Origin of the sequence: Stenotrophomonas sp. TWI819, from assembly GCF_039673075.1 — a bacterium.
In the GTDB taxonomy this organism is placed as follows: Bacteria; Pseudomonadota; Gammaproteobacteria; order Xanthomonadales; family Xanthomonadaceae; genus Stenotrophomonas; species Stenotrophomonas rhizophila_B.
Map to the genome: position 1 here is coordinate 235,732 of NZ_JBDJKY010000003.1, position 25,084 is coordinate 260,815.

The 25,084-nt window shown below is 66.6% G+C and carries 19 protein-coding genes, 6 tRNA genes and 1 pseudogene; 3 read left to right on the forward strand and 23 right to left on the reverse strand.

Annotated features, from left to right (window positions below; genetic code table 11):
* Nucleotides 1–85 precede the first annotated feature (85 nt).
* From ABE463_RS05890 to ABE463_RS05910, 5 genes are all read right to left on the reverse strand, one after another.
* Nucleotides 86–1,141 carry a TraB/GumN family protein gene (locus ABE463_RS05890; RefSeq protein ID WP_346467527.1) on the reverse strand — a complete coding sequence of 352 codons (1,056 nt, stop codon included), beginning with the start codon at nt 1,139–1,141 and terminating at the stop codon, nt 86–88.
* A gap of 166 nt (nt 1,142–1,307) precedes the next feature.
* Complete coding sequence (locus tag ABE463_RS05895) at nt 1,308–3,557, reverse strand: methyl-accepting chemotaxis protein (RefSeq protein ID WP_346467528.1); 2,250 nt, start codon at nt 3,555–3,557, stop codon at nt 1,308–1,310.
* 552 nt (nt 3,558–4,109) lie between these two features.
* Nucleotides 4,110–4,196, reverse strand: a tRNA-Leu gene (locus ABE463_RS05900).
* Nucleotides 4,197–4,260: 64 nt separating this feature from the next.
* Nucleotides 4,261–5,670 (reverse strand): oxygen-independent coproporphyrinogen III oxidase, encoded by a 1,410-nt coding sequence (hemN, locus tag ABE463_RS05905; RefSeq protein WP_346467529.1) that lies wholly within the window; start codon nt 5,668–5,670, stop codon nt 4,261–4,263.
* Between the two features lie 44 nt (nt 5,671–5,714).
* Entirely contained in the window at nt 5,715–6,158 is a 444-nt protein-coding gene (locus ABE463_RS05910; protein WP_346467530.1) for a group III truncated hemoglobin, read from the reverse strand.
* Between the two features lie 182 nt (nt 6,159–6,340).
* Between ABE463_RS05910 and ABE463_RS05915 the strand changes: the two genes are divergently transcribed.
* Together ABE463_RS05915 and ABE463_RS05920 are read left to right on the forward strand one after the other, a co-directional pair.
* A complete protein-coding gene (locus ABE463_RS05915) occupies nt 6,341–6,634 on the forward strand; it encodes a hypothetical protein (protein WP_259260261.1) in 294 nt (97 codons plus the stop codon).
* A gap of 68 nt (nt 6,635–6,702) precedes the next feature.
* On the forward strand, nt 6,703–7,725 hold the full coding sequence (locus ABE463_RS05920) for a 4Fe-4S dicluster domain-containing protein (RefSeq protein ID WP_346467531.1): 1,023 nt from the start codon (nt 6,703–6,705) through the stop codon (nt 7,723–7,725).
* Between the two features lie 51 nt (nt 7,726–7,776).
* On the opposite strand, the gene ABE463_RS05925 is transcribed toward ABE463_RS05920, so the two are convergent.
* The 7 genes and pseudogenes from ABE463_RS05925 to ABE463_RS05955 all read right to left on the reverse strand — a co-directional run bounded on the left by ABE463_RS05925 (nt 7,777) and on the right by ABE463_RS05955 (nt 12,972).
* A complete protein-coding gene (locus ABE463_RS05925) occupies nt 7,777–8,025 on the reverse strand; it encodes a hypothetical protein (protein ID WP_123728874.1) in 249 nt (82 codons plus the stop codon).
* Nucleotides 8,026–8,234: 209 nt separating this feature from the next.
* Nucleotides 8,235–8,693 carry a BLUF domain-containing protein gene (locus ABE463_RS05930; protein ID WP_346467532.1) on the reverse strand — a complete coding sequence of 153 codons (459 nt, stop codon included), beginning with the start codon at nt 8,691–8,693 and terminating at the stop codon, nt 8,235–8,237.
* Nucleotides 8,694–8,844: 151 nt separating this feature from the next.
* Entirely contained in the window at nt 8,845–10,878 is a 2,034-nt protein-coding gene (locus ABE463_RS05935; protein WP_346467533.1) for an ATP-binding protein, read from the reverse strand.
* Between the two features lie 13 nt (nt 10,879–10,891).
* Nucleotides 10,892–12,397, reverse strand: a pseudogene (locus ABE463_RS05940) (ATPase domain-containing protein); the annotation flags it as partial.
* 126 nt (nt 12,398–12,523) lie between these two features.
* Nucleotides 12,524–12,597: transfer RNA gene (locus ABE463_RS05945), tRNA-Cys, on the reverse strand.
* 77 nt (nt 12,598–12,674) lie between these two features.
* A tRNA-Gly gene (locus ABE463_RS05950) sits at nt 12,675–12,750 on the reverse strand.
* Between the two features lie 146 nt (nt 12,751–12,896).
* Nucleotides 12,897–12,972, reverse strand: a tRNA-Gly gene (locus tag ABE463_RS05955).
* Between the two features lie 205 nt (nt 12,973–13,177).
* Here ABE463_RS05955 and ABE463_RS05960 point away from each other — a divergent pair.
* Nucleotides 13,178–13,531, forward strand: coding sequence for a hypothetical protein (locus ABE463_RS05960; protein ID WP_346467534.1), 354 nt, complete (start codon nt 13,178–13,180; stop codon nt 13,529–13,531).
* 90 nt (nt 13,532–13,621) lie between these two features.
* Here ABE463_RS05960 and ABE463_RS05965 read toward each other — a convergent pair.
* From ABE463_RS05965 to ABE463_RS06015, 11 genes are all read right to left on the reverse strand, one after another.
* Nucleotides 13,622–13,697, reverse strand: a tRNA-Gly gene (locus tag ABE463_RS05965).
* A 46-nt stretch (nt 13,698–13,743) separates the two neighbouring features.
* Entirely contained in the window at nt 13,744–14,367 is a 624-nt protein-coding gene (gene pgsA, locus ABE463_RS05970; RefSeq protein WP_123728870.1) for a CDP-diacylglycerol--glycerol-3-phosphate 3-phosphatidyltransferase, read from the reverse strand.
* Nucleotides 14,368–14,376: 9 nt separating this feature from the next.
* Complete coding sequence (uvrC, locus tag ABE463_RS05975; protein ID WP_121041696.1) at nt 14,377–16,224, reverse strand: excinuclease ABC subunit UvrC; 1,848 nt, start codon at nt 16,222–16,224, stop codon at nt 14,377–14,379.
* Nucleotides 16,221–17,636, reverse strand: a complete 1,416-nt coding sequence (locus ABE463_RS05980; RefSeq protein WP_346467535.1) for a hypothetical protein — start codon at nt 17,634–17,636, stop codon at nt 16,221–16,223. Before ABE463_RS05980 ends, uvrC begins: the two co-directional genes overlap by 4 nt.
* 46 nt (nt 17,637–17,682) lie before the next feature.
* Nucleotides 17,683–18,456, reverse strand: a complete 774-nt coding sequence (kdsB, locus tag ABE463_RS05985) for a 3-deoxy-manno-octulosonate cytidylyltransferase (protein WP_121041692.1) — start codon at nt 18,454–18,456, stop codon at nt 17,683–17,685.
* 66 nt (nt 18,457–18,522) lie between these two features.
* Nucleotides 18,523–19,545 (reverse strand): tetraacyldisaccharide 4'-kinase, encoded by a 1,023-nt coding sequence (gene lpxK / locus ABE463_RS05990; RefSeq protein WP_346467536.1) that lies wholly within the window; start codon nt 19,543–19,545, stop codon nt 18,523–18,525.
* Nucleotides 19,545–21,293 carry a lipid A export permease/ATP-binding protein MsbA gene (gene msbA, locus ABE463_RS05995; protein WP_259260250.1) on the reverse strand — a complete coding sequence of 583 codons (1,749 nt, stop codon included), beginning with the start codon at nt 21,291–21,293 and terminating at the stop codon, nt 19,545–19,547. The genes lpxK and msbA overlap by 1 nt, the downstream gene beginning before the upstream one ends.
* On the reverse strand, nt 21,290–21,712 hold the full coding sequence (locus ABE463_RS06000) for a biopolymer transporter ExbD (protein ID WP_019183376.1): 423 nt from the start codon (nt 21,710–21,712) through the stop codon (nt 21,290–21,292). The genes msbA and ABE463_RS06000 overlap by 4 nt, the downstream gene beginning before the upstream one ends.
* A 3-nt stretch (nt 21,713–21,715) precedes the next feature.
* A complete protein-coding gene (locus ABE463_RS06005) occupies nt 21,716–22,390 on the reverse strand; it encodes a MotA/TolQ/ExbB proton channel family protein (protein ID WP_123728863.1) in 675 nt (224 codons plus the stop codon).
* Nucleotides 22,391–22,393: 3 nt separating this feature from the next.
* Nucleotides 22,394–24,802, reverse strand: a complete 2,409-nt coding sequence (locus ABE463_RS06010) for a DNA internalization-related competence protein ComEC/Rec2 (protein ID WP_346467537.1) — start codon at nt 24,800–24,802, stop codon at nt 22,394–22,396.
* Between the two features lie 152 nt (nt 24,803–24,954).
* A tRNA-Val gene (locus tag ABE463_RS06015) sits at nt 24,955–25,029 on the reverse strand.
* Nucleotides 25,030–25,084: the final 55 nt, after the last annotated feature.

The following is a 25,084-nucleotide window of genomic DNA, read 5'->3' on the forward strand; positions in this document are numbered from 1 at the left end:
GAACTGACTATGCCATGAAGAAATCGCAGTGGGTAGCCGTGGCGTCAGGCTGCAGTGCCTACCACGGTCTAGTGTGACTCACTGCTCAATCAGGCGCCCGCACCTCATAGCCCCGCGCGCGCAGCTGCTCCAGGTAGCCGCCTGGAGAGACGAGGGATGACACAGGCACGGTGGCGAACGTCACTGCATTGCGCCCGAGTGCATCGCTGGCCATGCCCAACCACTTTCGCTGCGCCTGGGCATCCACGTCGGTCAGTCCACGGCGGCGACCGAAGTCGCTGTTGGCGACTGCATCCACGCAGGCCACGTACTGCCCCTCCACGGCCAGCCGCTGCAACGCTTCTACATCCCCCACCGACCAGGCGTTGGCGCGTTCGGCCAGCAGCGGCAGCCCGTGCTCGACCACGTCCAACGTGCGGCGGAAGCACTCCAGGTCCTGCAGTGCCGTACCGCGCACTTCCTTGAGCGCTTGCCGGGGGTCGGCGATCTTGATCTCGACCCGGGTCGGCACCGGCTTCAGGCCGTGCGCCTTGGCGGCCTTCTCCACCACCTTGGACACCGGGGAGGAACGGCCCAGGCCGACATCCTTCAGCGCGGCGGCATACAGCTGTGTGGCCGCCACCAGCGGGCGATCCTTCTCGATACCGCCATCGCGACCGATGTGGCGCTGTTTGAGCCGCTCCCAGCGCGCGTACAGATCCGGCGGCAGCACCTCGCGCAGTGTTCGCCCGTCCGGATCGCGGGCGGCCTTCAACGCCGAAGGCACCAGCGTCAGCCGGCCGAAGAAGCCGACATCAGCATCCAAGCCCCACCCGGGTGATCCCAGCACCTGCTGCGCACTGCCGATCACGGCCTGCACTTCGTCGGCCCGCCACTCCAGCTTGGCCGGCAGCGGCGACACCGTGCCCAGAATCCACAGCGTGTGGCCGGCGCTGTTGCGGACCTGCCACATGCCCGGGCCAGGCTGCTCGCCGGAGACCACCACCGGGGCCAGATCGATCACGTCCCCCGCCGCGGACGCCGGCGTCGGCGTCGGCGTCGGCGTCGGCGTCGGCGCCTGCGCCTGTGCCTGTGCCGCGCCGCTCAGCAGCAGCGCCATGCTCACCATCAGTGCTGTCCGTGCACGTACCGAGTTCGCCATGTCACTTGTCTTTGTCCGGGATGGGGCGCAGCGTAGGGCGGCGCGCAAAGAAATGCGTAAAGTTTGCGTTGCCCGGCTCACCGCTCCGGCAGCGACAACGAACGAGGGCAGCCCCATGGCTGCCCCCGTCTCATCGCCGCTCACCTTGATCAGGCGAGTTGCCTGCTCAGAACTCGCGCCAGTCACCGTCCACCGTGGCCGCCGGCACCTGCCGCAGCGGGGTCACCGTACTGCTGCCGGCACGCGGCTTGGCGGCCGCGGGCATCGATGCTTTCAGTGGCGAGGCGGCACCACGCGGTGCGGCCATCGGCTGCGTCTGCACGCCGCTCTGGGTTGCCAGGCGGAAGCGCGCCACCGCACCGGTCAGGGCCATGGCCTGCTCCTCCATCGAGCGCGCCGCGGCCGTTGCCTCTTCCACCAGCGCCGCGTTCTGCTGGGTGGTTTCGTCCAGCTGCACCACGGTCTGGCTGACCTGCTCGATGCCGGCCGACTGCTCCTGCGACGCTGCCGAAATCTCGGCCATGATGTCGGTGACTTTCTGCACCGAGGTGACGATCTCGGTCATGGTCACGCCGGCCTTGTCGACCAGGCCCGCACCGATGGCCACTTTGTCCACCGAGTCCTCGATCAGCTCCTTGATCTCCTTGGCCGCGCCGGCCGAGCGCTGCGCCAGCGTGCGCACTTCACTGGCGACCACCGCAAAGCCCCTGCCTTGCTCCCCGGCGCGTGCCGCTTCCACGGCAGCATTCAAGGCCAGGATATTGGTCTGGAACGCGATGCCGTCGATCACCGTGATGATGTCGGCGATCTTCTTCGACGAGGCTTCGATGCCGCGCATCGTGACGACCACGTCCTGCACCACCTGGCCGCCTTCGGAGGCCACCGCACCGGCACCGATCGCCAGCTGGTTGGCCTGGCGCGCGTGCTCGGCGTTCTGCCGCACGGTGGAGGTCAGCTCCTCCATCGAAGCCGCCGTCTCCTCCAGGTTGGCAGCCTGCTGCTCGGTACGCCGCGACAGGTCATTGTTGCCGCTGGCGATTTCCACCGCCGCGGTGTTGATGCTGCCCGCCGCGACCTGGATGCTGCCGATGATGCCGGTCAACTGGCCGACCGTGGTATTGGCATCGTCGCGCATCCGGGCGAACACGCCCTGGAACTCGCCTTCCATGCGCACGGTGAGGTCGCCCGAGGCAATCGCCTTGAGCAGTTCCGAAAGCTGGCGAAGATTCTCGTCGCTGATCTGCATCATCGTGTTCAGGCGCTCGATCATCACCTTGAACTCGTGATCGAAGGCACCCGCATCGCCTCGCTGGCTGAAATCACCTGCCGCAGCCGCAGAGGCCAAGCGGTGGATCTGGCCGTTGATCGCCGCCAGATTCTGCTTGGTGATGGCCATCGCCTCGGTGAAGCGCGCCTTGTCACCCGGCAGCGCTTCCAGATCCTCGGCCAGATCGCCGACCGCATAGTTGCGCACCACATCGATGATCTTCTGGGTCAGCGCGATGCTGCTGCCGACCAGTGCATTGGTGCCCGCAGCGATGCGACCGAAATCACCGGGGAATGCCGATGCATCGATACGGTAGGCCAGTTCACCCAGATCATGACGGTGCGCCATGTCCTGCTGTGCGGCGGAGAAGGACCGCAGGCGCGCGCCCATCTGATCCATGCTGGCCAGAAGCTGGCCGGTCTCATCACGGCAGGGGCGTCCCACGCTGGTGTCGAAGCGGCCGTCGGCAATCGCGCGCGAGACGTCCATGGCCCGGCGCAACGGGTCCACCAGGCTGCGCGTGATCAACCAGGCCAGCAACCCGCCGGCCACCAAGGCCAGCAGCGCGAACCCGATCAACAGCGTCCGCGAGGTCCGGATCGATGCATCGATCATGGCCGCGCTTTCTGCATTACGCCGTTCCTGCAGCGACACCGCGGCCTGGAGTGCCACAGCGCGCGCGTCCATCAGCGGCTCGGCTTCGCCGTACAGCAGGCCGATGGCGGCCGCGTCATCGTTGGCGGTCGCATGCTCGATGATCCGGTTGTGCGTGGCCACCGAGGCGGCCTGTGCATCGGCAATAGCCTGCAGGGCGTGCTTGCCTTCCGCATTGCTGGGAAGCGCGTCCAGCGCCGCACGCGCTTCGGCGTAGCCAGCACGCGTCTTCTGGATCCGTTCCAGGATCAAGGGGCCGTTGTCAGTTCCATCCAGGATCAGATCGCGAAGATTCCGCTCGTTCTGGAAATTGGACCCCCGCATCGTCGTCAACAACGACAGCTTTTTGCCATTGGATTCGATCTCCGCCACCTGCCGACCAATCGCAGACGCCTGATACAACGCCAGCGAGGATGAGCCGATCAGCAGCACCAGAAGAATCCCGAAGCCCACGCCGAGCTTCGAACCGACGTTCATGTTTCTGACGTATTCCATTTCATTGCATCCGCTATATCGTCACGTTGTGACACCGGAACCCAATGACGGCGGCATGATCGATTGCTTGAGTCAATAACTTGCGGTGTCGAGTGAGCAAATACGTGACCCAGTTCGCTGCGAAACGCGCGAGGCAAGGTGCTGAGCAGCAGCCCGCGCCAAACTTCCGGCGGCTGACACAGGGCACCCTTTTTTGCTGCGGCGCAGCAAGATGTCCACCGGCGACAGAAACCGTCAGCGAACCGACACTGTGACGACCGTCCACGCTCACTTCCGAGACATTTTTCTCACTGACATCTCAGTTATGTGACCCAGTTCCAAATTCCAGGCCGTAGCGCCATGCGCCTGCGTACGTGCGCACGGCGCTACCCACCCTCACCGTCATGAACGGCAACGACCAGCGTTGGGAATCGCGTGGGCGGCCACGCGTGCGCGTCCTGCGGGTTACGCAGCGGCGTCGATGCGATCAGCAGTCCCGCCTGACCCATGTGCACTGCACAGACACTGCACAGGCTACATCCTGTGCAGGAGGGGATGGCAGGCTGAACGCCTTGGTGCCCGGGGCCGGAATCGAACCGGCATGGGGTTGCCCCCGGCGGATTTTAAGTCCGATGCGTCTACCAGTTTCGCCACCCGGGCAACGGCGGGCATAGGGTGCCTGATCGCGCTCGAATTTGGAATGCGCACGCACCGCGCGCGCCGCTCAGATCGCTCTGGAGTAGCGCACCGGCTGGTCAGGACGGGCCAGGTACCGATCAAAGCACATCGCCAACAGGCGCAGCAGCGGCCGTCCGTGCGCACTCGCGCGCACCACACCGTGTTCGTATTCGGCCAGGCCATCGGCCTGCAGGGCCGCCAACGCCGGCAACGCGTCGGCAAAGTAGTGCTCGAACTCCACACCGTGGCGCGCAGCCAATGCGGCAGCGTCCACTTCGCCCTGGCACATCAACTGGCCGATCAACTCGGCGCGCAGCACATCATCCTCGTCCAGTTGCAGACCCCGCCAGACCGGCAACCGGCCGGCATCAACCGCCGCTTCCCATGCCGGCAGTTCGCGTGGATTCTGGCTGTAGGTGCTCCCGATATGGCTGATCGCACTGGCACCGAGGCCGACCAGATCGGTGTCGGCGTGGGTGGTGTATCCCATGAAGTTGCGGTGCAGCTGCCCGGCACGCTGCGCGCGCGACAGGTCCTCTTCGGGCAGGGCGAAATGGTCCATGCCGATGTACTGATACCCCGCATCGGACAGGCGCTGCACCGCCAGACCCAGCAGCGCCAGTTTCTGCTCGGGGCTGGGCAGCTCCGCATCGGCGATCTGGCGCTGCGCGCGGAACAGATGCGGCAGATGCGCATAGCCATACACCGCCAGGCGATCCGGCCGCTCGCGCAGCACCGTCTCCAGCGTCTGGGCGAACCCGGTGAGCGTCTGCCTGGGCAGGCCATAGATCAGATCGACATTGACCGACCGCAGCCCGTACTCGCGGCACGCACGCAGGATGTCCAGCGTCGCTTCCACGCCCTGCTCGCGGTTGATCGCTTTCTGTACGTCCGGATCAAAGTCCTGCACGCCGAGGCTGGCGCGGTTGAAACCGAGCTCGGCGAGCACGGCGATGTCCGCGCGCGTGACAAAGCGCGGATCCAGCTCGATCGAGAAATCGCGCGAGGCGGCCGTGCTGAAATGGAAGCGCTGGCGCAGCCCATCGATCAGCTCGCGCATCTGCGCCGGGGCGAGGAAATTCGGTGTACCGCCGCCGAGGTGCAGCTGGATCACCTCGCGCGCCGGATCAAATTGCGGGGCCATCAGGTCGGCCTCGCTCAGCACGCGTGCCACGTAACCGATGCCCTTGCGGTGGTCGCGGGTGATGACCCGGTTGCAGCCGCAGTAGAAACACGGGCTGCTGCAGTAGGGCACATGCACGTACAGCGACAGCGGCCGGCCCACCTCATTGCTGTCCGCAATCGCCTGGCGCAGCGCAGGCTCACCGTAGCCGTCATGGAAGTGCGGCGCGGTGGGATAGGAGGTGTAGCGCGGGCCGGGTCGGTCGTGCCGACGCAGCAGCTCGGGATCGAAGTGCCAGGCGAGCCCGGCGGCGGCAGGCGAGAAGGTATCCATGACGCCAGCTTGCGCGTGCACGCGTGCGCGCGCATTGCGTCAGATCAATTCAGGCCCGGGCGCCCCGCCATCGGCAGGCTCGGCCAGCGAAGCATCTGGAAGCGACGCCAGAAGGTATCGGCGATCCGCTCAGCGACATCATCGGCCAGCCGCTGCATCGGTACGTTGCCGCCCTCGGCCGTGGTCTGCCGGAACAACGCCAGCCAGCGGTCGAACAGGTCCCGGTCCAGCTCGTCCATGGCCATGTGCTTGGGCATGGGCGCGCCTTTGAAGCGCCGCGTGCCGCGCAGCATCGCCGACCAGAAGTCGACCAGCTGTGCCAGATGCGCCTCCCAGTCGTGGATCCGTGCCGTGAACACCGGTCCCAGCCGCGGCTCCTCGCGCACCCGCGCGTAGAAGTCGTGCACCAGCCGGGTGACCTCGTCTTCGCTGCACAGGTCAGGCGCAGGGAGCGGAAGCGCGTTGTCGGTGGGGTCGGGCATGAACATCCTCGGGCGGCAATGCCCAGCATCGGCGGCAGCGCCTGCCGCTGCCTTGATCAGGATCAATGAAGCCGGTGGCGAAGCCTTCTAGTCTGGGCGCTCGACAGGACGTGCGCACCCGCGATTCCGGCCCCCGGTCGGCGCGAAGTATAGCCGCGCCCTGCCCCTCCCTCCTGACCGTGGCCGCAATGAACGACCTGCACGACCCGCCCGACGGCAGCCGCCGACGGCTGATCCAGCAATGGGGCGCCATTCTGTGGCCCAGCTTCGTCGCGGCCGGTCTGGCCAGCGTGGTGTTCTTCGCGTTCGTCGATCCACTGCGCCTGCGCGACATCAGCTTCCCGCAGCATGCGATCAGTCGCGAGCTCGGCTATACGCTCGGCTTCTTCATGTTCTGGGGCGTCACCGCCGCCGCCAGCACCATCACCTGGTATCTGCTGCGCCCGATGCCCGGTGATGATGACGATGTGCCATTGGGCTGAGCATGGCGGATCGTCTGTCACTGCATCTGGTCCCACCACCGCCTCCGCAGCCTGCCCGGCAGCGACGCGTGCTGCGTTGGCGAGCGTGGCTGTCCGCCGTGCTGCTGGCCAGCTTCTATCTGCTGCCGTGGCTGCGCTGGGACGGCCGCCAGGCATTGCTGTTCGATCTGTCGGCACGCCGGTTCGATCTGTTCGGCTGGACGCTGTGGCCGCAGGATGTGGGCGTGCTGCTGGGCTTGATCGCCGTGCTGGCCACCGCGCTGGTGCTGCTGACCAACCTCGCCGGCCGGGTGTGGTGCGGGTATGGCTGCCCGCAGACGCTATGGAGCCGGCTGTTCCGCTGGATTGAGCAAGGCACTACGCGCTGGCTGCCCTCGCCTGGTCCCGCCCGGCTCGCCAGGCACGCGCTGTGGGCACTCGTGGCGGGATGGACCGGCATCACGTTCGTCGGGTTCTTCAGCCCGATGCACAGTCTGGTCGGCAACCTCTGGCCCCTGGCCTGGAGCGGCGGGGAAGCGTTCTGGATCGTGTTCTATGCGGCAGCCACCTGGGGCAATGCCGGCTTCCTGCGCGAGCAGGTGTGCCGCGATCTCTGTCCGTATGCGCGCATCCACGGCGCGTTCTGCGACAGCGATACGCCGCGCATGCAGTACCACGCCCGGCGCGGCGAGCCGCGCGGTCCGCGCGTGGCCGGCCTCGGCGGGATCGATGCGCGGGGGCGTGGCCTGCTCGACCCGACCAGTGCGAGCGACTACGCCTTCCGGGCCGCGCACGAAGACATCGCGGGGCCGATGCCGCACTTCAGCGCTGATCGCCTCGGCGATTGCCTGGACTGTGGCGCATGCGCCAGCGCGTGCCCGATGGGCCTGGACGTGCGCGCAGGGCCGTACCCGGACTGCATCGGCTGCGGTGCCTGCGTGGAGGCCTGCGATGCGCGCTTGCAGGCCTGGCAGTTCCCGACGGGGCTGCTGCGCTACGCCAGCGACAATGCCCTGCAGCAGCGCTCCCGCCGCTGGCTGCGGCCGCGCACACTCGCAGCCGCCGGCACCCTGCTGGTGCTGCTGGGTATCGGTGTTCATCACATCATGTAATGCCGGTGTCCCCAACGGCGCCCTGCCGCTACCCGATCCCCCCGACCGGTCTCAGCGCATGCGGGTGCGCGCACTCCTGGGCGGCACCAGCTGCGCACGCCGCACGATGCCGAGCTGTTCGATGACCAGGGCCAACTCATTGGTGACACGCGTTCGCGCGGTGCCTTGAGCAGGCGGTACCAATCGCTCGAGCACACGCTGGTAGGTGGACCAGAATTCCGGGCCGCAGCCATGCTTCACGTAACTGGCTTCCAGCTCGGTTCGCACTCCGTCAGCCAAGTCATGTTCGCCGTATTCCATACGACCTCCGTGGGACTTGCTCTGCTTCAGGGACGACAGACACCCTCGGCGATAATGATTCACTTCGGGTTCACTTAAAATTTGCACGGTCTTCGCAGTAAGTCAATTACTGAAACAACCCGCATTCAACTAATGCTGAATGGTTCAGCAAAGCCCTGCACATTCAATCGCATCATGCGATCGCAGTGATGACAGCACCATGTCAGGCGTTATGTCAGGCGCTCTGCGGCATCGCCTGCACTGATCGAAGGCTGATGTGGCGCGACAAATCGCAGCAGTCGCTCCATGCCGCCGTGCGGGGGTGGGCCGCCCTGCACCGGATCGGCAAATGCCTGCCAATCGCCGGACGCCAATTGTTCGATCATTGCCGGCTCCACGCCCAGCCAGCGCATGCTCCAATAGGGGAAATACCGTTTGGGCACGCGCGCGTGACCCAACGCCACAATGGCTCTGTGGCTGCGTGCCTGCAGCACCCGCTCGTGCACCGCCGATACGCCGTCATCAGGCCCTTCGAAGTATTGCAGGAAGCGGCCACCATCGAAGAGAAGCACGCCGGTGACACCCGCCAGGCTGTTGAATCTCACCGCATCATCGACCAGTGCATCGAGTTGTTCGGCGGACAGCGGGCCCGCAACGTCGCTGACATACGCGACTGCGCAGAGGGGCATGGGACAAACTCCAACGGGTGCAAAGTGAATATGCTGGCACTTTCAGGTATATAAATAAAATCTGTTGCCTGAAGCGTTCAGAACATCACGGGCAATCGCAAGGAACCGTGCCGCTTTCTTTCGTCTGCGTGCGCCACGACCCGCCCCGGGATTACGGTCGCGACGCTGCCATGGCACTGCGTACCGCCTCGCTGAAGGCATCCAGCAGAAACGGCTTGGCAATCATCGCCATGCCGTTGTCGAGAAAGGCGGACCGCTCCTGGGCTTTCTCCGCATAGCCGGTCATGAACAGCACCGGCAACGTCGGGCGGGATTGACGCGCGATCTCTGCCAACTGGCGGCCATTGAGCCCCGGCAGCCCGACGTCGGTGATCAACAGATCGATCTTCTTCGATGAAGCAAGGATGGGAATGGCGCCATCGGCATCCTCCACCACCTCGGCGGTGTAACCCAGGTCTTCAAGCACCACCGTGACCAGCATCCGCACCTGCTCATCGTCCTCCACCACCAGGATCGACTGACCCGCACCCAGCGATACCGGCTGCACAGCGGGGACCTCTTCATCGGTGGCGGCGTCATGCACCACGGGCACATACAGCGACACCGAGGTGCCCTGCCCCGGCGTGGAATCCACGGTGATGTGGCCGCCGGACTGCTGCATGAAGCCGTAGATCATCGACATGCCCAACCCCGTTCCCTTGCCGATCGGCTTGGTGGTGAAGAACGGCTCGAAGATCCGTTCGACCACTTCCGGCGGCATGCCGGTGCCAGAGTCGGACACGGCGACGACGGCATACTCACCCGCCGGCACCGCAAGAATCTGGTGTTCTGCAACGTGCACCTGCGAGGTCTGCAGGATCAGCTCGCCGCCATCGGGCATCGCGTCGCGTGCATTGATGGCCAGGTTGAGCAGCGCGCTCTCGAACTGGTTGCTGTCCAGGTTGGCGCGCAACGGCGTGTCGCTGAGTGCGGTGCGGATGCGGATCGTCTCGCCCAGCGTGCTGCGCAGCAGATGCTGTGTCGAGCCGACCAGTTCGTTGAGATCGACCGTTCTGGAATCCAGCGACTGCCGGCGGGAGAACGCCAGCAGCCGCTGGGTCAAGGCCGCTGCACGCTGGCTGGAGGCGGTGGCCGCATCGAGGAAACGCTCCAGGCCATCCATCCGTCCCATCTCCAGGCGCATGCGCACGATATCCAAGGAGGACAGGATGCCGGTCAACATGTTGTTGAAGTCATGCGCGATTCCGCCGGTGAGTTGTCCGATCGCGTCCATTTTCTGCGACTGACGCAGGGCCGCTTCGCTGGCTTCGCGTGCGGCCATCTGGCGCTCCAACTCGGCGGTGCGCTCGGCCACCATCGCTTCCAGATCCTGCGCGTGCTGCTGGCTGGTCTCCAGGGCGAGTTTGGATGCGGTGATATCGGTCACGAACACATGGAAGCCGTCGGGCTCGCCTGCGGTATTGAAGCGCGGCGAGTAGCGGATTTCACTGTCGCGCCGGCGGCCGTCACTGAAGGGCCAATTGACCTCGAAGACGACGTGTTCACCCGCCATTGCACGCTCGATCATCGGCCGGCGCGTCGCCCATACGTCTTCTCCGAATACCTCCGGCACGCGCTTGCCGATCACCTCCGAGACGGGACGCTCGAACCACGATTCATACGCTTTGTTCGCAAAGCGATACTGGAGATCGCGGTCGATGAAAGCGATCAGGACCGGCATCGCGTCGGCGACCAGGCGCAGCTCGGCGTCGCTGCGCTCCAGGGCTGCACGGCTGTCGGCCAGCGCCCGCATCTGATCACGGACCAGGAACTGCTTGTCGCGCGCACGCAGTGCACTGAGCACGGAACTGAGCAGCGAACTGCGACCCAGCGGGCGATCCAGCTCGATGGTGTTGATCGCCAGTTGCAGGTCGGGGTCGGCCAGCGGCCGCTTTTTCGAGCGGGGCGACCGCAGCAGGATGAACGGTATGTCCGACCAGGACGGCTGCCGGGCCAGTGGCTCCAGCAACGCACCTGCGCCCTTGGCGACCGCCTCCTCGGTCATCACCACCGCGCCCACGTCATCATCGAGCGCATCGGCCAACCGCGACAGGCTGTCCTGGATCGTGGTCCTCAGGCCGGAGGCGTTGAGCACGGTGGCGATGCTCTGCGCATCACGACCAAACGGCGCAAAGATGTGGACCACGCCGGAAACCGAGTCACTGCGCACTGGTGTGGCCCAGCAGGTGCGCCGTGTTGCCGACGAACTCTGGCGTGCCGGTCAGGATTCCCTTGAACTCATTGAGTGGCGCACTGAGCGAAATGCCCTTGCCGTCGATCTTCAGCTCGCGGATCGTGTTCTCGTGCGCACCGCCGCGATTCTTGATGACCGAGATCGCCTTGCGGATGCGCCCCTGCGATTCGAAGAAGCGGAACAGCACGACCGAATCGGCGATGTAGGAAACGTTGAGGTTGCCGGTCGACATGGTGCCGACCAACCCGTGTTGCGGATTGATCAGGATGGTCGCCACGCCCTTCTGGTTGAGATAGGACAGCATCTCGTGCAGCTGGAGCATGAGCTGCTTCTCCTGCGGCATCGCCGTGACGTAGCCGTTGAGGCTGTCGATCACCAGCAGCCGGCACTGACGCTCCTCGACCGCACGCCGCATGTTCCAGGCGAACTCACCTGGCGAAATTTCGGCCGGATCGACCTGCTGGATTTCCAGCAGACCCGACGCCAGGTGTTTGCTGAGATCGATGTCCAGCGATTCGGCGCGCGCCAGCAGGGTACCGATGCGCTCATCGAACTCGAAGATGCAGCAGTGCTCACCGCGCTCGCAGGCGGCCCAGACATACTGAAGCGCCACGTTGGTCTTGCCACTGCCGGCGGGGCCGGTGAGCAGGGTGCTGGTGCCCCGCAGCGGGCCTCCGCCGAGCAGGCTGTCGATCTCGGCCACCCCGCTGCTGATGGGCGCACCGACGAACTTGGCATGGTGGTCCGAAGCAACCAACCGCGGGAAGACCTCCAGGCCGCCTTCGCGGATGGTCATGTCGTGATAGCCGGCGGTGAAGTTCACCCCACGCAGTTTCTGCACATGCATGCGGCGGCGCGCGGGACCGAAATCCAGCGTCAGGCGTTCCAGTGACACCACGCCGTGGCAGAGGCTGTGCAACTGGCCATCGCGCTCTTCACCGGTGGCGGTCATATCGTCCACCAGTACGACCGTTGCACTCTTCGGGGCGAAGAACTGCTTGAGCGACAGAATCTGGCGACGGTACCGAAGCGGATCCTGCGACAGCAGCCGCAGTTCGGACAGCGAATCGAACACCACCCGGTGCGGCTTGATGCGCTCCACCTCGCCGAGGATCAGCTTGACCGTTTCGTCCAGCTCGACTTCCCAGGAGTGCAGTACCGACTGCATCCGTCCGTCGCCCAGCGCTTCCTCGGCCGAGGCCAGCTCGAACAGGTCCAGCCCATCCAGGGACCAGCCGTGCGCATTGGCAACTTCGCGCAGCTCGTCAGCCGTCTCGGAGAGCGTGATGTACAGGCAGCGCTCCCCCTTGCTCAGGCCATGCAGCAGAAACTGCAGGGACAGCGTGGTCTTGCCCGATCCCGGCGGCCCCTCGAGCAGGTAAAGCCGCCCCTGGGGAAAGCCTCCGCCAAGAATGCTGTCGAGCCCTTCGATCCCGGTTGCTACGCGCGCTTTTTGTGTCTGCATAAGGCTGCCAAAGTGGACGGCCGCAGCATACGAAGCGCGTTGTGTAGGTCCTGTCGGCTATGGCCTCCGAAACTGAATGGAGGCCCACAACGCACAAAGCCCGCTTTCGCGGGCTCTGGGCTACTTTCTATTTGGAGGCCTGGGTCGGAATTGAACCGGCGTACGCGGATTTGCAGTCCGCTGCATGACCACTCTGCCACCAGGCCGGTGACCCTACGATCATCGAAGGCGTGTTGCGTGCCCCGATAAAACAAGACCCCGAGAACGGGGTCTGGTCAGGATTTGGAGCGGGAAACGAGACTCGAACTCGCGACCTCAACCTTGGCAAGGTTGCGCTCTACCAACTGAGCTATTCCCGCAAAATCAAGCGTGTATGTTACCGAAACCACTCGAAACACACCAGCTTTTTCACACTTTTTTTCACATCCCGGCCGATGCGTCCGGACCGGATGCCCGCGTGCCACCGCGGAGAAAAACAAGGCCCCAAGGGGGCCCTGTCGAAATCTGGAGCGGGAAACGAGACTCGAACTCGCGACCTCAACCTTGGCAAGGTTGCGCTCTACCAACTGAGCTATTCCCGCAGACTTTCGCTTGCCCCGACGGCACCGCACCCTGAGGCGCTGGAGGCTGTCGGCCCCTCGACCTGCGTCGAAGGAGCGCTATTCTGTCGGAATTCCTTCACGTCGTCAACATCCTTTTCGCACCCTGTCAGAGCGCTGCCGCATCACGCCCAACGGCCCGCGGCGGCAGCAGCTCGGCCCCTTCGCCCCCTGTGAATTCGCCGCCATGCCACGCCATTTCCGCATCGCCCGCTTTGCCATCGCCGGTGCCCTCTTCGCGATCGCAGCCTTCGCTGTCGTCGGCACGACCACCCCTGCCTTATCCAACGCCTGGTTGATGCTGACCGACAGAAGCAACATCCTTCCTGCTGAATCGTCGATCGTGTCGTTCGAACCCTACGTCATCAACCAGGGCTCATCGAACTACTGGCTGTACGGCAAAGACCGCACGAACTACTACCACTTCGCACATACGGAGCAGGCGCTCTACGTGTACGTGCCGGTCAGCAACACATGCCCCGGGTTCGATCAGCGGAACATCCACACCTGGTGCAACGTCCGGATCGGGAAGCGCCACTGACCGTCGAAGCGCACAAACGAAAAAAGCGACCCGGAAGGTCGCTTTTTTCGTTGCATCGCATCGGGACGAATCACGATGGAATGCGGTATCTGGAGCGGGAAACGAGACTCGAACTCGCGACCTCAACCTTGGCAAGGTTGCGCTCTACCAACTGAGCTATTCCCGCTTGGGAGGCGAAATTCTACAGCCAAATGCATCCCTGTCAACAGCCCTCACGCATTCTTTTTTGCTTTGGCATTCTCACGCGCGAGGCGCTCGTCTTCGCGCAGGCTCGGCCACGCGGCGTGCAGGTATTGCAGGCCCGACCACAGCGTCAGGATCGAGGCGATCGCCAAGGTCCAGTCGCCGATGTGGAAGACCTCGGTGCCCATCCAGATGTCCTGCATCGGGGTGTGCGGTGCGACCGAGTACAGCAGGCACAGCAGCGCGACCATCTGCGCGGTGGTTTTCACCTTGCCGATCACCGCCACACGCACCTTGGCGCGCTGGCCGATTTCAGCCATCCATTCACGCAGTGCCGAGACGGCGATTTCACGGCCGACGATCACGGCCGCCCAGACCGCCATCCACGCGGTGGGATGGCCCTGCACGATCAGGAACAGCGCCACGGCCACCATCAGCTTGTCCGCGACGGGGTCGAGGAAAGCGCCGAATGCGGACTGCAGGTCGTAGCGGCGGGCGATCCAGCCGTCGAGCCAGTCGGTGAGCGCAGCCAGGCCGAAGATCGCCGCCGAAGCGAAATTGGTCCATTTGTAGGGGAGATAGAACACCAGCACCAGGACGGGGATCATCACGATCCGCAGCAGGGTCAGCCAGGTGGGGAGGGTCAACTTCATTGCGTCTCTCTACTCGCCCGCCGCGTCGGGCGTGGGCAGTCCATGAAGGTTAGCGTAGATACGCGCAGCGAGGGCGTCATTGATGCCGTCCACTTTCGCGATTTCCGCTTCGCCGGCGGCTTTCAGGCCGACCAGGCCGCCGAAATGTTTGAGCAGGCTGGCGCGCCGGCGCGGGCCGATGCCAGGAATATCTTCGAGTTTGCTGGTCATCCGGGCCTTCTGGCGGCGCCCGCGGTGGCCGGTGATGGCGAAGCGGTGGGCCTCGTCGCGCACCTGCTGGATGAACTGCAGCGCCGGTGAGGCCGCGCCCGGGCGCAGCTCGCGGCCGTCCGGCATGACCAGGGCTTCATGCCCTGCCCTGCGCTCCACGCCCTTGGCCACGCCGACCAGCATCACCCCTTCCACGCCCAGATCGGCCAGCGCGGACTGCGCCTGGGCCAGCTGGCCGGCGCCGCCGTCGATCAGCAGCAGATCCGGCAGTACGCCGTCCTCTTCCACCGCGCGGCGGAAGCGCCGCTCGATCGCCTGGTGCATGGCCGCGTAGTCATCGCCGGGCTCGATGCCGCTGATATTGAAACGGCGGTACTGGCTGCGCACCGGGCCCGCCGCATCGAACACCACGCACGAGGCCACGGTGGCCTCACCCATGGTGTGGCTGATGTCGAAACACTCCACGCGCTTGACCTGCTCGGTCAGGCCGAGCATCTGCCGCAGGTCTTCGCTGCGCGCGTGCTGCGCGGTACGGCTGCCCAGCTCGGTTACCAGGGTGATCTGCGCGTTGCGTGCGGCCAGTTCCACGTAGCCCGCGCGCTCGCCGCGCACGTTCCAGCGCAGCTGCACCTTGTGCTCGGCCGAGGCACTCAAGGCCGATTCGATCAGGCTGGCATCGGGAATCTCGCGGTCGAGCAGGATCTCGCGCGGCGGCGCGTGCTCGGCGTAGTACTGGGACACGAACGCGCCCAGCACTTCATCGGCACTCTCTTCGCCATTGGTGCGTGGGAAGAACGGGCGCGTGCCCATGTTGCGGCCATCACGGAACGCCAGCAGCAGCACGCAGGCACTGGCGCCCTGGGTCGCGCAGGCGAGCACGTCCAGATCGGCCGCGCGGCCATCCACGTACTGGCGGGTCTGCATGCTGCGCAGCGAGGCGATCAGATCGCGCAGGCGTGCGGCCTGCTCGAATTCCAGTGCTTCGCTGGCGGTCTGCATCTGGGTGCCGAGCTCGCGCGCAAGCTGGTCGCTCTTGCCTTCCAGAAACATCGAGGCGCGGCGTACCGACTCGGCGTAATCCTCCGGCGCCACCAGCTCCACGCACGGCGCGCTGCAGCGGCCGATCTGATACTGCAGGCAGGGCCGCGAGCGGTTGCGGAACACGCTGTCTTCGCAGCTGCGCAGCTTGAACAGCTTGTGCATCAGGTTGAGCGTTTCACGCACGGCGGTGACGCCCGGGTACGGACCGAAGTACCGCCCCGGCACCGCACGCGGGCCACGGTGCAGCGCGATGCGCGGCCATTGCTCGCGGGTCAGCAGCACGTGCGGATAGGTCTTGTCGTCGCGCAGGGAGACGTTGTAGCGCGGCGAGAGCGACTTGATCAGCTGGTTTTCCAGCAGCAGCGCCTCGGCCTCCGAGCGGGTCACGGTCACGTCCATGCGCGCGACCTGCGACAGCATCGACATGATCCGCGTGGTCTTGGGCGTGCCGTTGAAGTAGCTGCCCACGCGGTTGCGCAGCGCACGCGCCTTGCCAACGTACAGCAGGGTGTCGTCGGCGGCGTACATGCGGTATACGCCGGGGGCGGTGCTCAGGTGGGCCGCAAATGCCTTGCCATCGAAGGCGGGGGCGGAAGAAACAGTCATTCGTTGATCGGCACGTCGCTCAGGACACCACTGACGGGGTCGAACCGCAGTACGGCATGGGCGTCGGTCTCGGCAATCCAGACCGCGCCGCCGCCCAGCGCCAGGCCAGCCGGGCCGTGCAGGCGGCGTGGCAGTTCCAGCGTGCTGAGCTCGCCGCCGCCCAGGCGCAGCGTGCGCAGGCGACCATTGCCGGCATCGGCGATCCACAGCAGCGGCGCATCCGGACTCAGCGCGATCGCCTGCGGGTACTGCAGCAGCGCAGACGCGCGTGCGCCGTCCTGCTCGCCAAAGGTCCACAGGCCCTGCCCGACCAGCGTCTGCACCAGATCGCCACGCAGCTGCATGGCCCGGATCGACGAGCCCAGCGCATCGCACACGTACAGCACCTGCTGGACCGCGGCGACCGAGCACGGCTGCGCGAACGCGGCCATGTGGCCACTGCCGTCGCGCTCGTCGATCGCCCCACTGCCCGCGCGCCACTGGAGACTGCGCTGGCCGAGGTGATAGCTCCAGATGCGGTTGTCGCCGGCCATCGCGATGTGGATCTGGTTGTCGGCGACCGCCAGCCCCTGCGGATGGTTGAGCGCGGTACGACGCGGGTCGGCGACCGGCCCTTCGATGGGCTCACCGGGGCGGCCGGTGCCGCACAGCGTGTCGACCTGGCCGGAGAGCAGATGGATGCGGCGCAGGGCATGGTTGCCGGTGTCGGCCACGTACAGCCATTCGCGCTCCAGCGCGAGGCCTTGGGGATGGTGGAAGGCCGCCTGGGCCTGGTCCCCATCCATGAAATCGGCGGTGCCCATGCCGAACTGGCGCAGCACGCGGCCACCATGGCTGCACTCGAGCACGCGGTGATGGCCGGTGTCGGCGATGTACAGGCGCTCGGTGGTCACCGCCAACCCGGTCGGGAAGCGCAGTGGCAGGCGCGGCTCGGGGCTCAGCTCACGGGCGCCGTGCAGGTCCTCATCGGACGGCCGCGAGCTGCCTTCGCACAGCGCAGCAAGGGAGCGTTCCAGTTCCCCGCCAAGACCGACCAGACGCTCGCGCTCGCGCCCTTGGGCATCGAGCAGGACCAGGGTCGGCCATGCGGTCACGCCGAAGCGTCGCCAGCCATCCCATTCCGCGTCCAACAGGGCCGGTGCGTCCAGCCCCTGGCGGCGCAGCAGCTTGAGGGACTGATCGGGATCGCGCTCGCCATCAAAACGTGGCACCTGCAGCACCAGCAGCTGCATCTTGCCCGGGTGGCGCGACTGCCACTGGGCCAGCTCGGCCAGCCGCTGCGCGCACCATACCGAGGCGGCGTTGACGAAGGCCAGCACGACCGGCCGACCCTGCAACTCGGCCAGGGTGGTCGGTTTGGCGTTGAGCCAGGTGGCGAATTCGGGAAGATCCTGGACGGGCTGGACGTTCATGCCCCGATTATGCCGGACTCGGCGTCATGCAACCGTCGTGCCACGGTCACGGGTGTGCTGCCCACCAGGCCTCGGCGCGCGCCAGATCGTCCGGAGTATCGATACCGGGCGGGAACTCGGCCGGGGTCAGCGCCACGCTGATGCGGTGCCCCGCTTCGAGCACACGCAGCTGCTCCAGCGACTCCAGCTGCTCCAAGGTGCCGGCCGGCAACGCGGCGAACTGGCGCAGGAAGCCGGCGCGGTAACCGTAGATGCCGATATGGCGCAGCCAGTGCGGACCGGACAGCGTGTCGCGCGAGCGCGCGAAGGCATCGCGGTGCCACGGGATCGGCGCGCGGCTGAAGTACAGCGCATCCAGGTTCTGCTTGCGCACGACCTTGACCACGTTCGGGTCGAACAGGGTTTCAGCGTCTTCCACCGGCGTAGCCAGCGTGGACATCTCCGCACCGCTGTAGACCAGGGCTTCGGCCACCGCGCGGATGCCTTCGGCCGGGGCGAAGGGCTCATCGCCCTGCAGGTTCACCACCAGGGTGTCATCGGACCAGCCCGCCTGTGCGGCGCACTCGGCCAGCCGATCGGTGCCGGAGGCGTGCTCGGTGGAGGTCATCGCCACGCGCACTTCGGCCAGGCCCTGCAGGGCCTCGGCGATGCGCTGATCGTCGGTGGCGACCCACACCTCGCGCGCGCCGGCGAGCAGCGCGCGTTGCGCCACGCGCAGCACCAGCGGCTCGCCGCCGAGCAGGCGCAGCGGCTTGCCCGGCAGCCGCGAAGCGGCATAACGGGCGGGAATGGCGACGACGAACTCGACGGAAGCGCTCATGGGGGATGACCTGTACGAAAGGGATGCAGTCAGTGACGCAGTGTGCCGCAACCGGCACCGGACCCGTCAACGCTTGCCGAGCTTCTCGACGCGGTCCAGCAGGCTGATCCAGAACGCCGCCGGCAACTCGGCCGACAGCGGCACGGCGAAGTGCCATTCGGTTGCGAAGGCCTTGCACTTGACCGCGTCCTTCTCGGTCATCAGCACCGGCAGTTCACTGCCGAAGCGCAGATCCGCTGGCTGGTAGGCATGGTGATCGGCGAAGGCATGCGGCACCACACCGATGCGATGCGCGCGCAGCATGTCGAAGAAGCGCTGCGGATGGGCGATACCGGCCACGGCATGTACGCGTTGGCCCTGGAAATGCGACAGGCGCCGCGCGCGGCCGCCCTGCAGCGGCTGTGCGCTGTCGATACGCAGCTGCATGGGCCATTCGCCGAAGCCGCAGGCGGTCTGCGCTTCGGTGCCATCGCTGGCCTGGCCCATGTTGACCACGCGGAAATCGCAGTCGCGCGCACGGCTGGCCGGCTCGCGCAGCGGCCCGGCAGGAATCAGCCGGCCGTTGCCGTAGCGGCGCTGGGCGTCGACCACTTCAATTTCGATGTCGCGCGCCAGCCGGTAGTGCTGCAGGCCGTCGTCGCAGACGATGATGTCGCAGCCCGCCTCGACCAGCGCCTTGCCGGCCGCCACACGGTCCGCATCCACCCGCACCGGCACGCCGGTTTTCCAGGCGATCAGCACCGGCTCGTCGCCGCCGACGGCGGTATCGGTACTGGCCAGCACCCAGCGCGGGGTGCCCGCATCGTCGCGACCATAGCCACGGCTGGCGACCCCCGGCTTCCAGCCCGCTTCGCGCAGGCGGTTGACCAGCGCGATCGTCAGCGGGGTCTTGCCGGTGCCACCGGCGGTGACATTGCCAACCACCACGACGGGCACCGGCAGCGAATGCCGCTTGAGCCAGCGACGCCGATACGCCATCCGGCGCAGCGCGATCGCCGCGCCGTACAGCGGCGACGCCAGGCGTGCCAGGAACGGAATCGCGCTGCCGTCATACCAGTACGACGGCGTGTGCGTACCCTTGCCGGCCATCAAGGCTGCCTTTCGCGGAACTGCATCTTGTGCAGATGCTCGTACAGGCCACCCAGCGCCAGCAGTTCGTTGTGCGTACCGCGCTCGACGATGCGGCCATGGTCCATCACCAGTACCTGATCGGCATGTTCGATGGTGGACAGACGGTGCGCGATCACCAGCGTGGTGCGCTCGGGCATCAGCCGCTGCAACGCATCCTGCACCAGACGCTCGGACTCGTTGTCGAGCGCGGCGGTGGCTTCATCCAGGATCAGGATCGGCGCATCGCGCAGGATCGCGCGGGCAATCGCCAGGCGCTGACGCTGGCCGCCGGAGAGCAGCGCACCGTTCTCGCCGACCGGGGTCTGCAGCTGCTGCGGCATGCGCGCGATGAACTCCCACGCATTGGCCGCTTCGGCCGCAGCGCGGATCTGCGCTTCGGTCGCATCCATGCCGTAGGCGATGTTGGCGCCCACGGTGTCATCGAACAGCATGACCTTCTGCCCGACCATCGCCACCTGGCGACGCAGGTCGGCCAGCGGGTAATCATCCAACGCCACGCCATCCAGCGTGATGCGGCCACCGCTGGGTTCGTAGAAGCGCGGGACCAGCCGGATCAGACTGGTCTTGCCGCTGCCGGAACGGCCGACAATCGCCGTCACCGTGCCGGGCTTGGCCACGAAACTGATGTCGTCCAGCGCGATGCCGGTGTCTTCGCGATAGCGCAGCATCACGTGCTCGAACGCGAGCTCGCCACGTGCGCGGCCGATCCGCTGGATGCCTTGATCCCGCTCGACCGGCATATCGAGAATCCCGAACAGGCGCTCGGCCGCGGCCACACCGCGCGAGATCGAGGTCTGCACACTGGTCAGGCGACGCAGCGACGGAATGATCGCCATCATCGAGGTCATCAGGCCCATGAACTGGCCTGCGTTGAGCTTGCCGGCCAGCGCCTCGCGGGTGGACACCCACACGATCACCGCCAGCGCCAGGGCCGCCAGGAACTGCACCGTGCTGGAGGCCAGCGCGCGCGTGGTTTCGACCTTCATGTTCAGGCCGAGCATGCGGTTGGCGAGCTTGGAATAGCGCGAAATCTCGTGCGCCTGGGTGCCATGCACCTTCACTTCCTGCTGCGCAGCCAGGGACTGTTCGGCGGTCTGCGCCATGCCGCCCATGCCGTCCTGGATGCCGCGGCTGATCCGGCGGTAGCGCTTGCCCACGATCGAGACGATCACGCCGATCAGCGGCACCACGACCAGCATCGCCATGGTGACCTTGACGCTCATCTGCAGCATCACCACCAGCATCGCAATGATGGTGAGGGTATCGGCCACCAGGGTCTTGAGCGCATCGGCGCTGGCCTGGGTGACCTGCTCGGTATCGAAGTTCAGGCGGCTGACCATCACCGGCGTGGCCTCGGCATCGAAATGCGAGGACGGCAGATGCAGGTACTTTTCCAGCACCTGCTCACGCAGATCGCGCACGACGCTGCGGCCGGTGCGGGCCAGTGCGTAATCGCTGACCAGGGTGGCCAGACTGCGCATCATGAACAACCCGAGGATGGTCAGCGGCAGGATCACCGCCATGCGCGGCTCCGGGTTGACGAACCCGCGGTTGACCAGCGGCTCCATCAGCTTGGTGAAGCTGTACCCGGCCAGGGCCTCGACCACCATCGCGACCACGGCCGCGACCATGAACACCCAATAGGCACCGGTATACCCGAGCAGGCGCTTGTAGATCGGCCAGACGGGGGAATGTTTCTTGCTCATGGACGCACCTCCGGCGCGGTAGCGATGGCGATGCGGCGGAAGCCCAGCTGGCCCAGAGCATCCTGGGCCGTGACGACAGCCTGGTAAGGCGTGCGCGCGTCGGCGCGCAACAGCACGGTCTGTTCCCGATCGCTGCCGGCCACGGCGGCAATGGTCTGCTTGACCGACTCAACGTCGGTGCGCAGCACTTCCTGGTCGTTGATGAAGTAACGCCCTTCGGCATTGACCAGCACGCTCAGCGAGCGCGGCGGCTCGGTGGTGTCCTGCTGGCTGGCGGTCGGCAGCTGCAGCTGCAGCGTCGAACGCGCATCGAAGGTGGTGGTGACCACGAAGAAAATGATCAGAACGAGGATCACATCGATCAGGGGAACCAGATCGATATGCGGCTCGTCCTGGATCCGGTCATTGCGGATGCGCATCCGTCAGCCCTTGACCGTGACCGGTGCCGCACCCGACGGCGCACCCGCACCGCGCGGTGCGTTGTTCATCACGCCGGGGCGGCCATCAAGCGCATCCAGCAGGGCCGAAGCCTCCTGCTCCATCTCGATCACGTAGCCGGCGATGCGGCCCTTGAAGTAGCGATGGAACATCAGCGCGGGGATCGCCACGATCATGCCGGTTGCGGTGCAGACCAGCGCCTTGCCGATACCGCCGGCCAGCTGGTTCACATCGCCCACGCCGTGGTCGAGGATGCCCATGAACATCTGGATCATGCCGACCACCGTGCCGAGCAGGCCCAGCAGCGGACCGGCCGAGGCGATCGTGCCGAGGGCATTCAGGAACCGCTCCATGCGGTGAACCAGATGCCGACCGGCATCTTCGATGCGCTCACGGATCTGGTCGCGCGGGCGGTTGCGCGCTTCCAGCGCGGTCGCCAGCAGCGCGCCCAGCGGCGAGTTGCCGCGCAGCGACTGGATATGACTCGGATCGAGCTTCCCGCGCGCGGCCCAGTTGCGCACTTCCTGACCCAGCCCGGGGGGCAGGACTTCATTGCGCCGCAGGGTCCAGAAACGCTCCAGGACGATTGCCAAAGCCAGTACGCCCAACAGCAGCAGCGGCAGCATCGGCCAGCCACCGGCCTTGACCAGTTCCCACACGTTTCAATCCTCCGGCCCAGCGGCCGCCTGTTTGATCGCCGATAGGATAGCAGCCGGCCGGCTCCGCTCCGCGGCATCCCACCAACGCCGCTCGAAAACCCGCTGTTCACGCACCTGCAGGCCTTCACGCCCGAGCCAGACGCGAACCGCGCCGCTCTCGGCCGTGTTGAGCACTTCGGCCCCCACGGCCTGCCAGCGCTCCACCACCTCGGCACGCGGATGGCCGAACCGGTTGCGGTGACCGGTCGAGACGATCGCCAGCCGCGGCGCGACGGCCGCCACCCAGGCTGGCGTGGACGAACTGGCACTGCCATGGTGCGGAACCACGACCGCTTGGGCCGCCAGCAGCGCGCCTGTGTGCCGGACCAGCAGGGCCTCGCTGCGCTTCTCGATGTCCCCGGCCAGCAGAATCGCCCCCTGGTTGGTTTCCAGCCGCAGCACGCAGCTGCTGTCGTTGGTCGACTGCGGTTCGTCGCGCGGCGGATGCAGCACCCGGAACGTCACTCCGTCCCACTGCCAGGATTGCCCGGCATGGCAGGTCGATGCGCGGCCACGCAGGGCGCCGGGCGGCGCCTGCAGCGTCGCGCCAGGAAAGCTGCGACGCACGCCGCGCAGGCCACCGGTGTGGTCGCGATGGTCATGGCTGATCATGATCCGGTCCAGCCGCCCCTGCCCCAGCGCACGCAGGGTGGGTACCACGATCCGCTCGCCCGCGTCGAAGCCATCGTCGGCCCCCGGCCCGGTGTCATACAGCAGCGTGTGGCGGCGCGTGCGCACCGCTACGGCCAGGCCCTGCCCCACATCCATCACCAGCAGTTCCACCTCGCCCTCAGCCGGCCCATGCCGCGCCGGCCACAGCAGCGGCAGGCACAGCAGCAGTGCGGGGACCCGGCCACCACTGCCACGCGGCAGCAGCAGCCAGAACACGCCGAACACGGCCGAGATCAGCGCCCAGCGGTTGGACTGCGGCAGCCACCACAGCGACAGCTCGCTGCGCGCGGCATACCCGAACAGCCACCAGCTCGCCTCGAAACACCACGCGGCCAGCTGCCACGGCCAGCGTCCGGCGCCGTCGATCAGCGCCTCCAATGCAGTGCCCAGCAGGGCCAGCGGCACGACCACCATCGTCCACCAGGGAATCGCCACCAGGTTCACCAGCGGCCCCGCACGCGAGGCCTGCCCGAACAGCGCCACGGTCAACGGCAGCAGCGCCACGGTCGCCACGCCCTGCGCGCCCAGGAACCCCCGCAACCAGCCCTGCTCACGCCCTGGCAGGCACCAGATCAGCCACAGCACGCCGGCGAAGCTCAGCCAGAAGCCGGGTGCAAGGACGGCGAGCGGGTCGAACAGCAGCATGGCCAGCGCCGCCAGGGAGAGCGACTGCGCCACGGTTGCCCGCCGCCGGCTGCAGCGCGCGGCGGCCACCACCGCGATCATCAGCACCGTGCGCACCGTCGGCAGCGCGAAACCGGCCGCTGCGGCGTACAGCGCCGCGCCTGCGACGGCCGCCGCCGCGGCCCCCATCGGGCGCGGTACGTACAGGCCGAGCATCGGCAGGCACCGCCAGACCCCGCCCGCCAACAGAGCAGCGACGCCGGCCACCACGCCGACATGGAAGCCGGAGATCGCCACCAGGTGGGTCACCCCCAGCGCGCGCAGGTCGTCCCAGTCGGCCTGGCTCAGGCCGCGGGTATCGCCCAGTGCCAGCGCCTGGACGAAGCGACGACCATCGCTCTGGACCGCCCTGGCGATCGCGTAGGCCATCCGCTCGCGCCACGCAGGCAATCCGGTCGGCTCACCCAGCGGATGCGCCTGGGCAGGCTCCCGCACGTACCCGCTGCCAGCCACCCGTTGCCGCAACGCATAGCCCTCGGCGTCGAACCCGCCCGGGTTCACCCGCCCGCGCGGCGGCCGGATACGGACCGTGAGCGACCAGCGTTCGCCGGCCTGGAGCGTGCGCCGCCGATCATCCGCTGCACCACGGAATCCGTCATACCAGCCCAGCGCCAGGTTACGGCCGCGAAGTTCGGCTGGCAGTGCCGGACCATCGTCCACACGGAAGTGGAAGCGGGTACCGCCGGGGCCGTGGTGAGGCAGGTTGATCACGCGCCCGTGCAGCGCATGGTCCACCGGCGGACCACCGGGGGGCAGCTGCTGCGCCAGCCCGGTGTGGGCATGTACGGCGGCCCAGCCGAGACCGACGAGGGCAGCGCCGAGGAGGCGGAGGCGGTAGGGCAGGATCCAGAACAGGATGCCGGACGCTGCCGCGGCAACGCCCCACCCCAGTGGCAGCAGCCGGGGCGAGAAGACGATCGTGCAGATGCCCGCCAGCAGAGCGACGACACATGCCTTGCCGAAGATCGGGAGAGGCGTGCGTGCAGCCATGGTGCCGGTGTGTCGCACTCGTCGCATGGGCAGCACCCGGCAAACCCTGAGTGTCGGCGGCGGACGCGAGGCGCGGTATCAGTGCGGCATGCAGGGCACTGTCAGGAAATGCACATAGCAAAAAAGCCAACCCGAGGGCTGGCTTTTCTGTTGTGCCACGACAGTCTCCGGGACTGATGTGGTGGGCGGTACAGGGTTCGAACCTGTGACCCCTACCATGTCAAGGTAGTGCTCTACCGCTGAGCTAACCGCCCGTTTTGCTTCCCTGCCCCGCTGCGAATGCGTCGGTGCAGGCCGCGTATATTACGG

Coding starts and splice junctions, on each gene's coding strand:
- ABE463_RS05895 (WP_346467528.1), bottom strand. CDS start 3,557: ATGGAATACGTCAGAAACATGAACGTCGGTTCGAAGCTCGGCGTGGGC.
- ABE463_RS05980 (WP_346467535.1), bottom strand. CDS start 17,636: ATGAACGTCCAGCCCGTCCAGGATCTTCCCGAATTCGCCACCTGGCTC.
- ABE463_RS05890 (WP_346467527.1), bottom strand. CDS start 1,141: ATGGCGAACTCGGTACGTGCACGGACAGCACTGATGGTGAGCATGGCG.
- msbA (WP_259260250.1), bottom strand. CDS start 21,293: ATGAGCAAGAAACATTCCCCCGTCTGGCCGATCTACAAGCGCCTGCTC.
- ABE463_RS06000 (WP_019183376.1), bottom strand. CDS start 21,712: ATGCGCATCCGCAATGACCGGATCCAGGACGAGCCGCATATCGATCTG.
- ABE463_RS05960 (WP_346467534.1), top strand. CDS start 13,178: ATGCCACGCCATTTCCGCATCGCCCGCTTTGCCATCGCCGGTGCCCTC.
- ABE463_RS05915 (WP_259260261.1), top strand. CDS start 6,341: ATGAACGACCTGCACGACCCGCCCGACGGCAGCCGCCGACGGCTGATC.
- ABE463_RS05925 (WP_123728874.1), bottom strand. CDS start 8,025: ATGGAATACGGCGAACATGACTTGGCTGACGGAGTGCGAACCGAGCTG.
- uvrC (WP_121041696.1), bottom strand. CDS start 16,224: ATGACTGTTTCTTCCGCCCCCGCCTTCGATGGCAAGGCATTTGCGGCC.
- ABE463_RS05930 (WP_346467532.1), bottom strand. CDS start 8,693: ATGCCCCTCTGCGCAGTCGCGTATGTCAGCGACGTTGCGGGCCCGCTG.
- kdsB (WP_121041692.1), bottom strand. CDS start 18,456: ATGAGCGCTTCCGTCGAGTTCGTCGTCGCCATTCCCGCCCGTTATGCC.
- lpxK (WP_346467536.1), bottom strand. CDS start 19,545: ATGGCCGGCAAGGGTACGCACACGCCGTCGTACTGGTATGACGGCAGC.
- ABE463_RS06010 (WP_346467537.1), bottom strand. CDS start 24,802: ATGCGACGAGTGCGACACACCGGCACCATGGCTGCACGCACGCCTCTC.
- ABE463_RS05910 (WP_346467530.1), bottom strand. CDS start 6,158: ATGTTCATGCCCGACCCCACCGACAACGCGCTTCCGCTCCCTGCGCCT.
- pgsA (WP_123728870.1), bottom strand. CDS start 14,367: ATGAAGTTGACCCTCCCCACCTGGCTGACCCTGCTGCGGATCGTGATG.
- hemN (WP_346467529.1), bottom strand. CDS start 5,670: ATGGATACCTTCTCGCCTGCCGCCGCCGGGCTCGCCTGGCACTTCGAT.